Below are 15,605 nucleotides of genomic sequence, written 5' to 3'. Positions count from 1 at the left end.
TCAAAGATACGACCGCAACGCCTCGCTCACCCGGTCCTTCGCGCCCTCGGCCACCACGCTCCCGTGCGCCATGATCAGCCGATCGAAATCGAGCCCGGCCACCGCGCGCACCGACGCCCGCAGCGCCGCGCGGTCCTTCGCGATCAGCGGCCACTCCCGCCCCATCGCGAGCTTGCCGTTCGTCCCCATCGCCGCATAAACGACCCTGGAGACGAGCCCCTCGGGCTCTTCGATGTTGAAGAGCAGATCGGTGACGATGAGCGTCCGGCTCGCGTGATGCAGGAAGACCACCTCCGACATCATCGGCGCACCCTCGACGAGGCGCGTCTCCACGTCGCCGCCCCACGCGGCGGGCGGATCGGCGGAGAGCACCTCGTCGATGCGGACCGAGGGGATCTTCTCCTCGACGCGCGGCGCGGCGAAGACGCGCGCCTCGGGGTAACGCGCCGACGCGGCGCCGATGTACAGGTTGTGAAACCGGTTCGGCGCGACGAGGTACGCGACGCGCCCGAGCTTCGCGAGCGCGGCGGCCATCGAATCGTCGATCGGGATGGGCGAATGCACCCAGAGCTCTCCGCCGGACAGGCGCGCCACGGTCATCCGCGCGTTCATCCGGAGAAAGCCGGCGAACCGCAGAGGGTGCTCCGCGGCCCAGAGGTCTTCGGCGAGAGGTACGAGCTCGGCCATGATGTCTCTCACAGGTAGGGGCGCAGGACTTCGCTCACCCGCGCCTTCGCGTCGTCGGCGACGACGTCGCCGTGCGCCATGATCATCTTCTCGAAATCGAGCGCGAGCACCTCGCGCACCGAGGCCTTCCAGGCCGCCTTGTCCTTCGTGATGAGGCTCCAGGCGCGGCTCCGCGCGAGCTTGCCGCGCGTGCCCATCAACGTGAGCACGAACTTCGTCCCGAGGCCCTCGGGCCGCTGGATGTTGAACAGGAGATCCGAGACGACGAGCGAGCGGCTCGGCCGGTGGAGGAAGACCACCTCCTCCATCGGCGGCGCGCCCTCGACGAGGCGCTGATCGATCACGCCGGCCCACGCGTCCGGCGGCGCGGCCGAGAGCGCCTCGTCGATGCGCAGCGAGGGGATCTTCCTCGCGAGCCCCGGCGGCGCGAACACGCGCGCCTCGGGGAAACGCGCCGACGCCGGGCCGAGGAACAGGTTGTGATACAGGTTCGGCGCGACGAGGTACGAGACCTTCCCGAGCTCCTCGAGCGCGGCGGCGAGCGCGTCGTCGATCGGAATGGGCGAATGGATCCAGAGCCTCTCGCCCGGCAGGCGCGCCACGGTCATCCGCGTGTCCATGCGGACGCCCCCGGCAATCCGCAGCGGGTGTGTCGCAGCCCAGAGGTCCTCGGCGATGGAGACGAGCTCGGCCATGAACATCCTTCGTTTTGCGTCGTGTTCGGCCCACGGTAGCAGGGCGCTTCGGGCTTGTCGTTCTCGAAGCCGTAGCCCCGTCCTCGTGGTAGAGAGGACCGCCATGTTGCCTGCAGGAGACCCTGACCACCCCGTCGCCAAGGGCGCGGGGATCGTGCGCCCGGCGCGCCGCCCCGCCGGCTGGATCGCGCCGGGCCCGCGCCCGAGGACACCCGATCGCGACGACGTCTGGCCCGGCCCCGGCGAGGACCTCTGCTACCTCGCCGGCGATTTCCGTATTCTCCAGCGCGTCGACGGGCACCGCTGGTCGGCCGACGACCTCGTCACGGCCTGGTATGCAATCGAGCAGGTGGCCTCGCCGACGCCCCCGCGCCGCGCCGTCGACCTCGGCTGCGGCATCGGCACCGTCCTGCTCTTCGTCGCCTGGGCTTTCCCCGAGGCGCGCGTGACGGGCGTCGAGGCGCAGGACGTGAGCGCCGGCCTCGCGCGGCGATCGCTCGCCTGGAACGGCGTCGACGATCGGTGCGCCGTGCGTTTCGGCGATCTGCGGGAACCGGCGACGACCGAGGGCCTCGAGGGCGCGGACCTCGTGACCGGCACGCCGCCGTATCTGCCGAAGGGGACGGGGATCGAGTCGAGCAAAGTGCAATGTGGCCCGTGCCGCTTCGAATGGCGCGGCGGCGTGGAGGACTACGCCCTCGCCGCTTCGCGCCTGCTCGCCGAGGGCGCGCCGTTCGTGGGTTGCGCCGCCTCGCGCCAGCGCCCGCGCGTCGAGGCCGCGGCCGTGGGCGCCGGGCTCGTGCTCGAGCGTTACCGCGACGTCGTCCCGCGCGAGGGCAAGGACCCGCTCTTCTCGGTGTACGTGATGCGCCGCCCTGCCGCGGCCCGCAGCCCCGAAATCGAGCCGCCCCTCGTGTTACGCGGCAAAGATGGCCGTTTCACCGCCGCGTTCGACGACGTACGCCGCGCCATGGGAATGCCCGTCGAGCGTTAAAAAACTATCGGTCCCGCCTCCGCTCGGAAAATCGAACCCCGAGCGGAGCTCCACGAACACAAGCGGTTTTTCGCCCTTGATGAGGCCGGCCGAGGGCTGTAAGAATCTTTGCTTCTTCGGTCCTTGGCGCGTCGCGGCGAACGCCCGCGCGCCCTGCATCTTTCGTGGAGGTCTCATGCGTAGAAACGTTTTGCTTGGGCTCGTCATTTCTTCCGGGGCCTGCCTGCTCGCGGCCGGCGCGGGCTGCAGTGATGGCGCGACGACCCCCCCCGGCAGCGGCGGCAGCGGCGGCGGCGGCGGCGCTTCGCAGTCGAGCTCGAGCTCGAGCTCCGTCGCGCAATCGGGCTCGGGCGGCATGACCCCCGGCGATGACAACGTGAGTTGCGACACCGCGGCAGAGCTCTTCCTCGACGATCCCGGTTTGCAGGACACGCTCGATCCGATCGACACCGACGAGGACTTCTACAAGTTCAAGGGCATGGCCGGGCAGGCCATTCTGATCTCGACGGACGCGAAGCCCCCGCAGGACGAGTTCGACAACACGTACCCGGACCTCGTCCTCACGGTGTACAAGAAGGAAGGCGGGCAATGGGTGCAGATCGCCGAGAACGACGATCCGTTCCCGCGTTCGAGCAATGACAGCTCGCTTTATACCATCCTCCCCGCGTCGCAGGACGACGAGTACTGCATGCGGGTCACCGAATGCAACGTGTGGGTGGGCGGCGCGCCGGGCTGCGCGCCCTCGGCCGACATCACGACGTACGACTACGCGATCGGCGCGGGCGTGATCGACCCGTCGGCCGAGAGCATCGCGGACGAGAAGGAGCCGAACGACACGGCGGCCGAGGGCACGCCCATCGAGTATGCGAAGAACCCGGACAGCGGGAACTATTTCATCTCGCTCCAGTGGGGCGGCTTCTCGAGCGCGACGGACGTCGACATCTGGAGCTTCAACGTCCCGGCGGACGCCGTGATGGTGATGGGCGATCGCCCCGTCTGCAACTTCGACTTCTATCCGGGTGGCGAGAATGGCAGCGGCTCGACGGCCACCACGGGCCTCATCGCCTACGTGACCACGGCGGCCGATCCCCTGACGAAGCTCGCGGAGATCGACGTCACGCTGGGCCAGACGCCCTCGCAGATCGCCGTGCCTTGCCAGCTCGGGACCGATTACCTGTTCTTCATGACGCGCGCGGCGGGCACGGCGGCCGGGGCGAACGATTTCTATTTCGTGAACCACATCGGCACCGGCTCGAACCCGCTCGAGGCGGCCGTGAACGACGACGTCGCCATGCCCGAGGCCCTCAAGCCCACGCCGAACGGCACGACGACGAGCTACTTCGTCGACGGCGACATCGACATGGCCCCGATGGACATCGATTACTTCTCCGTCGACGTGCCCTCCGGCGCGGCCACGGTCAGCGTCGCCTGCGGCGGCCATCGCTCCGGCTCGGGCCTGCGTGGCCTCAAGGTCTCGGTGCTCGGCGCGAACGACATGCCGATCGCCGGCGGCGTGTCCACGGAGACCGCGCAGAACGACCTCTTCATCCAGGACGCGAACATCCCGGCCGGCGTCACCTCGCTGAAGCTCAAGGTCGAGGCGGCCTCGCAGGACCCGAACGTCACGAGCACGTTCTACCGCTGCGGCGTCCACGTCTCGCCGCCGGCCGCCCCGTAGTTTTACAGGACAGACTCCCCTCCCCTCCGCCTCCCCCGACCTCCCCGCAAGAATTCGACGCCCGCATCGGACGGCCGCCCCTTTCGTGGGGATGGACCCGGCCGAACTTTGCGCGGATACTTGCCGCCCATGCTCCCGGGCCAGGTTGTCGACGGACGTTTCGTCGTCGAAGGTGTCGTCGGCCAAGGCGGCATGGCCCGCGTGTTTCGCGCGAAGGACCACACGACCGGCGAGATCGTCGCGATCAAGGTCCTGCTCGAAGAAGAAGCCGCGAACGTCGAGCGCTTCGAACGCGAGGCCGAGATCATGGCCGCGCTCGTGCATCCAGGCATCGTGCGTTATGTCGCGCACGGTCGCGACGGCAGCTTGCCCTACATCGCGATGGAGTGGGCCTCGGGCAAGAGCCTCGACCGGCTGATCCAGCGACAAACCTTGCCCATCGACGGCGCCGTGCGGCTGCTCCGTCGCCTCGCGGAGGCGCTCGCGGTCGCGCACGAGCGAGGGATCGTCCACCGCGATCTGAAGCCCGGCAACGTGATCCTGCTCGACGGGGATCTCGAGCGGCCGAAGATCATCGACTTCGGCATCGCGCGCCTCGGGGGCGCCTCGAAGGAGCTCACGCAGAAGGGCGTGCTGCTCGGCTCGATGGGGTACATGGCTCCGGAGCAGGCGCGCGGCGCGCAGAACCTCGACGCGCGCGCGGACGTGTTCGCCCTCGGCTGCCTGCTGCTCCACGCGCTCACGGGCAAGCGCCTCTTCGAGGGCGGAGACTCGCTCGCGTACCTCGTGCGGGTCGTGGTCGAAGACGCGCCGCGCCTGCGCACGTTGCGCCCCGACGCACCGCCGTGGCTCGAGGCGCTGCTCGCGCGGATGCTCGCGCGCGCGCCCGAGGAGCGACCCGACAGCGCAGCGGCGCTCGCGCGCGAGCTCGAAGCGGCGCTCGAAGGAGAGCTCGACGAGACCACGGTCGAGGCGGTCTCGCTGCCAGGTGGAGCGCTCGGCGGCGAGGAGCGGCGCGTGCGCTGCGTGCTGGTCGTGGAGCTGCCGGAGGGGCCGGAGGCGCTCGCCGCGGGCACATCGGCGCTCGAGGAGGTCGCCGCGGGGCTCGGCGGCGCCGTCGACGTGCTGCTCGACGGGCACCTGCTCGTGAGCTTCCACGGATCGGGCGCGGCGACGGACGAGGCCTCGCGCGCCGCGAAATGCGCGCTCACGTTCGCCGATCGTGTCGACGGCGAGCGCACGGCGATCGTCGCGGCGGAGAGCGCGGGCGAGGCGCCGGCCTCGGCGACGATCGAGCCCTTCTTGCCCATGCTCTCGCGCGCGCCGCGCGACGCGATCGCGGTCGACGACGTGACCGCGGGCCTGCTCGGCGCGCGCTTCGACGTGAGCGGCGACGAGCGGGGCCTCTTCCTGCTCGGCGAGCGCGACGTCGGCGAGCCCGCGCGGACGCTGCTCGGCAGGCCCACGCCGTGTGTCGGTCGCGACATGGAGCTCGCCACGATCCAGCGCCTCTTCGAAGAGGCCGAGCGCGAGCGCGCGCCGCGTGCGGTGATCGTCACGGGCGAGGCGGGCATCGGCAAATCCCGCCTCCGACACGAGCTCTTGCGCTGGCTCGGCGAGCGCGGGCGGCCGGCGGAGGTGTGGATCGGCCAGGGAGATCCGATCGCCGCGGGCTCGTCGTTCGGCCTGCTCGCGCGGGCGCTGCGCAGGGCGGCGAACGTGACCACGGGCGAGCCTCTCGAGGTCGCGCGGCGCAAGCTCCGGGCCCGCGTCGGCCGTCACCTCGACCCGATCCGCGCCGCGTCGGTCGCGGAGTTTTTGGCCGAGCTCTCGGGTTTGCCCTTCGAGGGCGAGGGCCGCCCGGGGCTCGCCGCCGCGCGACGCAACGCGACCTTGATGGGCGACCGCATCCGCCGCTCGTTCGAGGAGCTCGTCGTCGCCGAGTGCCGCGCCCACCCGCTCCTGCTCGTGCTCGAGGACCTGCATTTCGGCGACCTGCCCAGCTTGAACCTCGTCGACGCGGCGCTCGCGCAACACGCGCCGCTCGTGGTGCTCGCGCTCGGCAGGCCGGAGCTCGCGCGCACGTTCCCCGACCTCTGGGCCGCACGCGCGCCGCTCACGATCTCGCTCGCGCCGCTCGCGGATGGAGACAGCCAAAGGCTCGCGCGCGCGGCGCTCGGGCCGCGCGCGAAGAGCAACGTGATCACGCAGATCGTGGAGCGCGCCGGGGGCAACGCGTTTTTCCTGGAAGAGCTCGTGCGCGCGGCAGCGCAAGGCCGGGACCGTGCCCTGCCCGAGAGTGTGATCGCGATGGTGCAGGGCATGCTCGAGGAGCTCGATCCCCGCGCGCGGCGGGCGCTGCGCGCGGCGAGCGTGTACGGCGACGTGTTCAGCGAGGCGGACGTCTCGGCGCTGCTCGGCGACGAGACGCGCGACGTGGGCGCCCGGCTCGCCGAGCTCTGCGCGCGTGAGGTCCTCGAGCTCCGCGAGGTGAGCCTCACGCGGCACGACAACCACGTGGAGATGTACTCGTTCCGGCACGCCTACGTGCGCGAGGCGGCGTACGCGATGCTCACGGACGAGGACCGCGTGCTCGGGCACAAGCTCGCGGCGCGCAGGCTCGTCGCGGCCGGCGAGCCCGATCCGACGCGCCTCGCCGAGCACCTCTTCCGCGCGGGCCTGCTCGACGAGGCGATCGTTCACTTCTCGCGCGCGGCCGAGCAAGCGCGGCTCGGCGGTGATCTCGGCAAGGCCCTCTCCTCGGCGGAGCGCGGGATCGCGTGTGGCGCGCGCGGCGACAGCCTCGGCCGCTTGCTCGTCATCCAGGCCGAGGCGCACCGATGGCGCGGCGAGAACGTCGAGGCCAAACGCCAGGCGGATCGAGCGCTCGCCGTCCTCCCGCGCGGCACCGACGCATGGTGCGCGGCCGCGAGCGAGATCTCCTCGTGCGCCACGAAGCTCGGAGATCCAGGCACGCTCGAGATCGTGGCCGCGGCGCTCTCCGAGATCGTCTCCGCGCCGCGGAGCGCGCCGAGGCCGACGCAGCTCGCGGCCTGCGCGCGCGTCGCGTCGGCGTTTTACGTGCTCGGGCGGCACGAGCTCGCCGAGTCGCTGCACGAGCGCGCGGCGGCGCACGAGGAGGCGCTACGTGATCCGCTGACGCGCGCGCGTCTGCACGAGGCCGACGCGCTCCGGGCGCACACGATGGGCGACGCGGCCGGCGCGGTCTCCGCCATCGAGAAGGTGATCCAGGCCTTCACCGAGATCGGCGACCTGCGCAGCGTCGCGCTGCACCGGAGCAACCAGGGCGCGGTGCTCAACGCGATCGGCGCCTACGTCGAGGCCGAGTTCGCCTCGCGGGCCGCGCTCGAGGCCGGCGCTGCGCAGGGGCTCTCGCAGATCGTGAGCGCGGCCCAGCAGAACCTCGGCTTCTCCCTGGCGCACACGGGCCGGCTCGACGAGGCCCAGACGCTGCTCTCCCGCGGCATCCGCGAGGCGATCCTCCAGCGCGACCGCAGGCTCGAGGCCGGGGCGCGGATCTACCTCGCGATCGCCGCGCTCTACGCGCGCAAGCTCGACATCGCGGACGCCGAGGCGCGCGCGGCGGCGGACGCGCTCGAGGGTTTGCCCCTCGGGGCGTATGCCGTGGGTGTGCTCGCGATGGTCGAGCTCATGCGCGGACGCGCGGCGGAGGCCCTCTCCATGGCCGAGAGGGCGATCAGCGCGCTCGCTTCACGCGGCGGCGCGGTCGAGGAGGGCGAGGGGCTCGTGCGGCTCGCGTTCGCCGAGTCCCTGGCGGCGACGGGCGACACCGAGGGCGCGCGGCGCGCGCTCTCCATCGCGAAGCGGCGCATCGAGGAGCGCGCCTCCCTGCTGACGCGGCCCGCACATCGGCGGAGCTTCGTCGAGCTCGTCCCCGAGCACCGGCGCACGCTCGATCTCGCGGCGCACATGGGCGCGTAGCTCGGCCTTTGGCGCGGCACCAAGGAAGGACCGGACGAACATGCTCGAGTGGACGAGGGGCCAATCGATCGGGGAGATCGACACGCCCGCGCTGATCCTGGACATCGCGGCGGCCGAGCGGAACATCCGCGCGATGGCCGATCGGCTCATTCATGGCTCGGTGCGCCTGCGCCCCCACGTGAAGACGCACAAGTGCCCGATCCTCGCGCACAAGCAGATGGCGGCGGGCGCGATCGGCGTGACGGCGGCGAAGCTCGGCGAGGCCGAGGTGATGATCCGCGCGGGCATCCCCGAGGTGCTCGTGTCGACGCCGATCGTGGGGCGCACGAAGATCGAGCGGCTCGTCGCGCTCTCGCGGCACGGCATGGTCCTCACGGTGGTGGACGACGCGAGCGCGGCGCGTGCGATCTCCGACGCGGCGGCGCGGGCGGGGCAGAAGATCCCGACGCTCGTCGACGTGGACGTGGGGCAGCGGCGCACGGGCGTGCTGCCGGGCGAGCCCGCGCTCGCGCTCGCGCGGCAGGTCGCGTCGATGCCGGGCCTCGTGTTCGTCGGGCTCCAGGGGTACGAGGGGCATTTGCAGCACGTGCAGAGCCGGGACGAGCGCGAATTGCGCTTTCGTGCCTCCATGCAGAGGCTCACGGACACGGCGGCGCTCCTGCGCGGCGCGGGGCTCTCGGTCGACATCGTCTCGACGGGTGGCACGGGCACGTCGACGTTTGCCCTCGACGCCACGGGCGTCACGGAGATCCAGCCGGGCTCCTACGTGGTGATGGACGACCATTACGGCACGGTGCAGGGCGTGGGTTTCGAGCAGGCGCTGTTCGTCCTGACGAGCGTGGTGAGCCGGACGCGGACGACGGACGTCATCGTCGACGCGGGCCTGAAGGCGCTCTCCTCGGACAGCGGCGCGCCGCGTGTGCGTGGCGTCGAGGGGGCGCGGTACTCGTTCGCGGGGGACGAGCACGGGCGGCTCGAGCTCGGCGACGCGGGGAGCGACCTCCGGGTCGGCGACAAGGTCCTGCTCGTGCCGAGCCACTGCGACACGACGATCCACCTGCACGACCATTTTTACGTGGTCGAGGCCGACAAGCTGATCGAGGTCTGGCCGATCGAGGCGCGCGGCCGCGTGCGCTAGGTCCTTCACTGCGCCGGCAATCGCGCCCCTTTTCGATAATCGCCCATCACCTCCCGGATCTCGTCCTCGAGGAGGAACGTCCCCCAGGACTGCTCCACCTCGCCGTCCAGCAAGAAGCCGAGGTGCAGGTGCCAGCTCCCGTTCGCCACGCCGGACGTCCCGATCCGGTCACCGCCCTCGATCCGCATCCGCGGCGTCGTCCCCTCGGGCTGCACGTGGGCGAGCTCGGAGAGGTGCGCGTAATAGATGTGCGTGATCTCGCGCTCCCCGTACGGGATCGGCGCCTCGAGCTCGATCCGCACGCAATAAGGCGTATCGCGCGGCCCGGTCCAGAGCGTGTGCCCCGCCTCCGCGTAATCGACCCACCCCGAAGCCACCGCATACACCGGTTTCTTGATCCCCATCACGTCGAGCCCCGTGTCGGCCCTGTACCCGGCGACCACCCCCTCCGGCATCGGATTGAACAACCCGCTCGGCAGCCTGCCCGACCTCCCCCCCACCGGCCATCTGGGTTCATCCGGCATGCGTCCTGAAGAACCAGCAGCACCAACGTCCCCGGTGGAGGCGGGAGCCGAAACGGAGCGCAGCGAAGTGGAGGCGAGCGCGCGGGGGGGGTGGGGGGCAGAGGAAGGCCCGACGATTTTCCGCGCAGCGGAAAATCGGCTCAGGGCCGACTGGAGCCCCCCACGTTGGGAAACTGCAGAGGATCTGCTCCCACTCCGATCCGGATCCCGGCCCGCCCCCCCTCCAGATCCCACACAAGCCGGGAACAAAACGAGCACGAGGGTTCCAAGGATCCGCACGGAGGTGATGGGCATGGTCATGGCGCTTCGGGGGGATCATCGGGCGGGGGACGCTTTTCGTGACAACGTCGATCCTCCGAGCCTGTCCGAGGTACCATCCCTCTCCCTCGTGACGACCTCGAAGGCTCCCGGCACCTCGGACGACGCCGTCCCCGTCCCCGACCTCCTCTCTGCGGACGCCCAGGTCCGCGTCGACCTCGACGAGCTCCACCAGACCTTCGCGTTTGCGTTCGCGCTCGGCATCTCCCAGGACGCCTTCGATCGCGTGCTCGCCGTCGCCGCGCTCCCGTCCTCGACGTGGGATCGCGAGGACTTCGAGCGGGACATCTTCCTCGAGGACCTCCTCACCCGCGCGCTTCGGGTCCGCGTCGGCGGCCGGGCTGTCGCGCCTTGCTTGCCGTACCTCCTCCGCGCCCTCTCCGAGCCGCCGAGGGACCTCCGTGTCGTCACGTTCCGCCAGCGGATCCTCGCCGAGCTCTCCAGCAGCGCCGACATGCGCCGTGATTTCGAGCGCGTCTACGGCCGCCTCGTCGCCCTCCGCGTGGCCTTCTGCTCCGAGGGCGGCTCGCGCCGCGGCGGCGACACCCACCGGCGCCTCGAGATCCTCCGGACCGTGCAGGAGGTCGTCCTCGACCTCGCCGAGGCCTTCGAGGGCGCGAGCTCCGGCCTCCTGCGCATCCGTGAATTCGGCATCGCCGTGCGGGAGAGCGAGGCCTACCAGCGGCTCGAGGCCCTCCTCGATCACGAACGCCACCTCGGCACCGTCGACCTCCGCGTCCGCGTCGGCGTCGACGGCACCTTGCGCACCTTCCAGATCGTCCGCATCCGCGAGAACCAGCAGAACCCCCTCCACACCTCCGCGATCGCCCGCTTCTTCTCCCGGATCCGCCTCTTCTTGCGTGGGTATCGTGTCACGCCCGGCGAGGTCGGAGAGCGCCTCCTCGACGACGTCTTCAGCGGCATGGAGCGCCCCGTCGCGCTCCTCGTCCAGCTCCTCGGCGACATGGAGTTTTACCTCGCCGGCCTCGACCTCGCGGACCTCGCGCGGGACAAGGGGTTGCCCGTTTGCCTCGCCGAGCTCTCGCCCCCCGGCGAGGCGGGGATCACGATCGATCGCCTCTACAACCCTCTCCTGCTCGCCGGCAAAGGCAAACCCGTCCCCTCGGACCTCTCCACCATACACGGCGACGCCGTCGTCGTCGTCACGGGGCCGAACTCGGGTGGCAAGACGCGCTTGCTCCAGTCGATCGGGTTCGCGCAGCTCCTCGGCCAGGCGGGGCTCTTCGTCACGGCCGAGCGCGCGGTCCTGCCGCAGCTCTCGGGCATGTTCGTCTCGCTCATCGAGGAGGCGCGCAGCGATCAGCCCGAGGGCCAGCTCGGCATGGAGCTGCTCCGCATCCGCCGCCTCTTCGAGGAGCTCGCGTTTGGCTCGCTCGTGCTCCTCGACGAACTCTGCTCCGGGACGAACCCCTCCGAGGGCGAGGAGATCGCGCGGCTCGTCATCTCGCTCCTTCCGGAGCTGAAATCGCCGGTCTTCTTGACCACGCACCTGCTCACCCTGGCGAGCCGGCTCGAAGAGGAGCCGCCCGTCCCGCACCTCGAATTCTTGCAGGTCGATCTCGACGAAAACGAGCGCCCCACGTACGGCTTCCGGCCCGGGGTCGCCAGGACCTCGCTCGCCCACAAGACGGCGGCGCGGCTCGGCGTCACGCGGGACGAGCTCGCCGAGCTCATCGCCCGGAAGAAACGCGCCGAGAGCCTCGGGGAGGGCCCGAAGCGGCGATCTTCCATGGATGCGCCCGCTTCGATCCGTGTAAAGTCGAGGCATGGAGAGGACCAGCCGAAAAATCCCCGTCACCGAGCGGCAATTCCTTTGGGTTCAAGACGACGACAAAGGTGAGGTCACCCTGCACGTCGGCCCCACGATGGTGTCGCCGACCGCCGCCGACAGGGTCGTCATCGACGACGGAATGGGCGGTTTCCGCGAGGACACCACGGGCAAACCCCAGAGCATGGTGGAGCTCGGGGACAACCAGTACGCGGTCCTCTTCAATCCGCTCCTCGAGAGCGACAGCGGCCCGAACGGTCGCTTCAAGAATGGCCGCAACGAGTCGCGCCCGCTCCGCAATGGCACGCGCTCCATGATCCCGGGCCCGTGTTGCTTCTACCTGCGCCCCGGCCAGCGCGCCGACGTGCGCGACGCCCACGAGCTCGCCTCGAACCAGTACCTCGTCGTCAAGGTCTACGGCGAGGTCGACAAGAACGCGCCTTATCACGAGGTCACGGCGCGCTCCGCGGCGATCACCCGCGCCACGGCGGAGAACCTCGACGAGCAGCCGACGACGACCGTCGATTCGCTCGACCCCGTGCCCCTCAAGCGCGGGCAGCTCATCGTGATCCGTGGCCTCGACACGCAGTTCTACATCCCGCCGACGGGCGTGGACATCGTGCCGGACACCTCGATCGACGACAGCGGCGCGGCCATCAGCGCGGCGATCGCGCGGCAGGTCCTCGCGCAGAGCCGCGACGAGGTGGACGCGATGCCGATGGAGGAGCTCGCGGCGGACGACGAGGCGCTCGCCCTGCGTGGCCAGGCGCGCAGCAAGGTCCCGAACCAGTTCATCGATCAATCGGCGCGCATGCGGGGGCGAAAGGCCGCCGCCCCTGTCGCCCCGGGCCCCGCCCCCTCTCCGCAGCCCGCGCCCGGGCCCGCCGGCGGCGCCGCCGAGGCCCGGGTCGGCGCCGCCGCCGTGCAGGATCTGCTCGCCTCCTCCGCGGTCCGCCGCGCGCTCGAGGCCGAGGCGCGGCAGGCGCGCCTCATTCGCCGCGCGGTCGTGCTCGGCGAAAAAGAGTATTGCGTGATCGTCGACGCCGACGGCAAGCGCGAGATCAAGGTCGGCCCCGCGCGTGTCTTCCCTGGCCCGTACGACACGTTCATGACCGTCGGCTCGCGCAACCGCGTCTACGACGCGTACGAGCTCCTCCCGCAGCGCGCGCTCTGGCTGCGCGTCATCGCGCCGATCAAGCGGGCCGACCTCGCCGCCAAATTGCCCCGCGGCTTCGAGCTCACGAAGGACGAGTATTTCCCCGGCGACGAGCTCCTCCTCACGGGCGTCTCCACCTTCTTCGTCCCCTTCAATGAAATCGAGTGCCTCTCGCCCGAGACGGGCCAGGCCGTCGTGGGCAACGACCAGGCTCGTGTCTTCATCGAGGCCATCGGCATCGACCAGAAGAGCGGCATTTACGTGCGGGACCTCGCGACGGGCGAGGTCCGCCTCGTGCGCGGCAAACAATCGTACCTCGTCGATCCGCGCAAGGAGGTGCAGGTCACGCGCACCGTGCCCGCGGACGACTGGAACCTGTGGATCGCCGCGAACGAGCCCCACAAGTACACGCAGCGGCCCATCACCACGCCCTGGGCGCTCTCCGTCATGGTCCCGAACAACACGGCCGTGCTCGTGACGAGCGCGAATTCGCGCCGCGTCGTCGAGGGCCCGTGCGTGACCTTGCTCGGCTACGAAGAGTCGCTCACCTCGCTCTCGCTCTCCACCGGCACGCCGAAGAGCGACGACGAGCCGCTCCGGACCTGCTTCTTGCGCACCGTCGGCAACCGCATCTCCGACAAGATCACCGTCGAGACGGCCGATTTCGTCAAGATCTCGGTGCGCGTCTCGTATTCGGTCGAGTTCCTCCCGGACCACAAGGAGCGGTGGTTCAACCACGAGAACTACATCCAGTTCATCGTCGATCGCCTCCGCTCCATCGTGCGCAGCAAATGCCGCACGCTCTCGCTCTCCACGCTCTGGCCCGAGCTGCCCGCGGTCTTCCGCGACACGCTGCTCGGCGAGCGCAAGGACGGCGCGCGGCCCGGGCGGCTCTTCACGGAGAACGGCACGTTGCTCTCGGAGGTCGAGGTGCTCGGCGCCGAGATCGAGGACCGCGAGGTCGCCGCGCTCATGCAGAAGGTGCAGACCGAGAGCGTCACGCTCGCGATCGGCGACCGAAAGGCGCAGGAGGCCCTCGCGTCGGCGAAGCTACGCGCCGAGGTCGAGCGGCAAACGCAGGAGCTCGTCGCCGAGGCGCGCCTGCGGGCGGCGAAGCTCGACGAGCTCTCGCGCAAGCTCGCGCACGAGGCCGCGCTCGCGAAGGCGCGCGAGGACGAGGCCGTGCAGAAGGAGCGGCAATCGCTCGCCGACACACGCGAGGCCGAGGCGCAGAAGGCGCGCCTCTCGCGCGAGAACGAGGAGAAGGCCGCGTTGATCGAGAATTTCCGCAAGGACGCGGAGGCGCGGGCCGCGGCGCAGCGGCTCCTGCACGAGGTCGAGCTCGCCTACGCGGCGCGGCTGCGCGAGCTCGAGGTCAAGCTCATCGAGGCGCAATCGAGCGCGACGGTGGCCGAGCGCCAGGCCGTGCAGAAGCAGCTCGTCGAGGCCATGGTCGGGCTCGGCGACAAACTGCTGCTCACGGAGGTCGCGAACAACATGAACCTCGTGAGCCTCTTCAAGGGCAAGGACGTCGGGACGATCCTCACCGAGGTCCTCGGCGGGACGAAGGTGATGCCCACGCTGCGCTCGATCCTCGACGCCGCGGCGAGCCCGGCCTCGGCCGAGCTCGGCGACGGCGCCCCGCGCGCATAGTGCGAGGCGCGCCTTTCGTGTAACGTCGGCCGTCATGGTTTCGCAGACCGGCCCGCGCGCGAGAGCGCGGGCGTGGCTCCTCTCGGGGGCGCTCCTCCTCGCGGCGCCCCCGGCCCTCGCCGGTGATCCCCCGAAACACGCGCCCCCGCGAGACGAACAACCGTACGTGCACAAAGGGTTCGTCTATCGGAGCACGACCGCGGTGCGTTACAACCCGCTCGGGCTCTCGACGTTCTTCCGCGTCGGCTACCAGCGCCCGCTGCTCGGCCCGCAGGAGAACATCCTCCTCCAGCGCACGAACATCGGCCTCCACGTGGTCACGACGATCACGCCCGCGTTCCTCCGCGGCGGCCTGCGGCTCGACGTCCAGCCCCTCGCCTTTTTGCAGTTCCTGTTCGCGTACGAGGGGATGGCCCTCTTCGGCACGTTCGACACCTTGCAATCGTTCCGGCGCGTCTCCGAGGATTTCGGCGACGATCGGCAGGTCGAGCGGGGCGCGCAGGGGCTCGCGTATCGGACGACCGGGGGCATCTTCACGGCCGACACGATCTTGCAGGCCAAGGTGGGCCCGATCCTCCTCGTCTCGGACACGCAGTTCATCCACACCGATTTCACGATCCGGCCCGGCGATCGATTTTATTTCGACCTCCCGCTCAGCATGCTCGCGAAGGACGACGGCTGGATGGTCACGAACGAGACGGACCTGCTCTACGTGACCTCGTTTGGCCTCATGGCGGGCGCGCGGCACGGGGTGTACCACACGTTTTTCCCGGCCGAGGCCGTCGCCGGGGAGGAGGCGCGGGCGAGCGCGATCACCCCGATCGAGTTCGCGGGCCCGCTGCTCGGCTGGCAATTTCACGAGCACAACGGGCCCAAACGATTCAATGCGCCGGGCCTCTTCCTCAACGTGAGCTTCTGGATCCGGAACCCGTATCGAACGGGGCAGGAGGTCGCCGCCACCGTCCCCTATATCGTGAGTGGATTCACGTTCAAAGGCACGCTCTGACCGA

General features: G+C 70.4%; 10 protein-coding genes. 7 read left to right on the top strand and 3 right to left on the bottom strand.

Annotation, left to right across the window (positions count from 1 at the left end; genetic code table 11):
• Window positions 1–687 (bottom strand): DUF4336 domain-containing protein, encoded by a 687-nt coding sequence (locus GF068_RS28315; protein WP_153822607.1) that lies wholly within the window; start codon window positions 685–687, stop codon window positions 1–3.
• Between the two features lie 8 nt (window positions 688–695).
• Complete coding sequence (locus tag GF068_RS28310; protein ID WP_170319727.1) at window positions 696–1,382, bottom strand: DUF4336 domain-containing protein; 687 nt, start codon at window positions 1,380–1,382, stop codon at window positions 696–698.
• A gap of 103 nt (window positions 1,383–1,485) precedes the next feature.
• On the opposite strand from GF068_RS28310, the gene GF068_RS28305 reads away from it, so the two are divergent.
• The 4 genes from GF068_RS28305 (at window position 1,486) to GF068_RS28290 (ending at window position 9,155) form a co-directional block, all read left to right on the top strand.
• Entirely contained in the window at window positions 1,486–2,376 is an 891-nt protein-coding gene (locus GF068_RS28305) for a tRNA1(Val) (adenine(37)-N6)-methyltransferase (protein WP_153822605.1), read from the top strand.
• 175 nt (window positions 2,377–2,551) lie between these two features.
• Window positions 2,552–4,054: a hypothetical protein gene (locus GF068_RS28300; RefSeq protein ID WP_153822604.1), complete on the top strand. Its 1,503-nt coding sequence runs from the start codon at window positions 2,552–2,554 to the stop codon at window positions 4,052–4,054.
• Window positions 4,055–4,183: 129 nt separating this feature from the next.
• A complete protein-coding gene (locus GF068_RS28295) occupies window positions 4,184–8,017 on the top strand; it encodes a serine/threonine-protein kinase (RefSeq protein WP_153822603.1) in 3,834 nt (1,277 codons plus the stop codon).
• 40 nt (window positions 8,018–8,057) lie between these two features.
• The gene (locus GF068_RS28290; RefSeq protein ID WP_153822602.1) at window positions 8,058–9,155 is read left to right on the top strand and encodes a DSD1 family PLP-dependent enzyme; all 1,098 of its coding nucleotides are present in this window, start codon (window positions 8,058–8,060) and stop codon (window positions 9,153–9,155) included.
• A 5-nt stretch (window positions 9,156–9,160) separates the two neighbouring features.
• Here the strand turns inward: GF068_RS28290 and GF068_RS28285 are convergent, their stop codons facing one another.
• A complete protein-coding gene (locus GF068_RS28285) occupies window positions 9,161–9,655 on the bottom strand; it encodes a M23 family metallopeptidase (RefSeq protein ID WP_170319726.1) in 495 nt (164 codons plus the stop codon).
• A gap of 412 nt (window positions 9,656–10,067) precedes the next feature.
• Between GF068_RS28285 and GF068_RS47175 the strand changes: the two genes are divergently transcribed.
• The 3 genes from GF068_RS47175 to GF068_RS28270 are packed head-to-tail and all read left to right on the top strand — an operon-like array spanning window position 10,068 to window position 15,601.
• On the top strand, window positions 10,068–11,858 hold the full coding sequence (locus GF068_RS47175) for a MutS-related protein (protein WP_153822600.1): 1,791 nt from the start codon (window positions 10,068–10,070) through the stop codon (window positions 11,856–11,858).
• Window positions 11,785–14,595, top strand: a complete 2,811-nt coding sequence (locus GF068_RS28275; protein WP_153822599.1) for a hypothetical protein — start codon at window positions 11,785–11,787, stop codon at window positions 14,593–14,595. The genes GF068_RS47175 and GF068_RS28275 overlap by 74 nt, the downstream gene beginning before the upstream one ends.
• Window positions 14,596–14,629: 34 nt before the next feature.
• Window positions 14,630–15,601, top strand: a complete 972-nt coding sequence (locus GF068_RS28270; RefSeq protein ID WP_153822598.1) for a hypothetical protein — start codon at window positions 14,630–14,632, stop codon at window positions 15,599–15,601.
• Window positions 15,602–15,605: the final 4 nt, after the last annotated feature.

Source organism: Polyangium spumosum (genome assembly GCF_009649845.1).
In the GTDB taxonomy this organism is placed as follows: domain Bacteria; phylum Myxococcota_A; class Polyangia; order Polyangiales; family Polyangiaceae; genus Polyangium; species Polyangium spumosum.
Note: the sequence above shows the minus strand (reverse complement) of the source record. Positions and strands in the feature narration are given on the sequence as shown.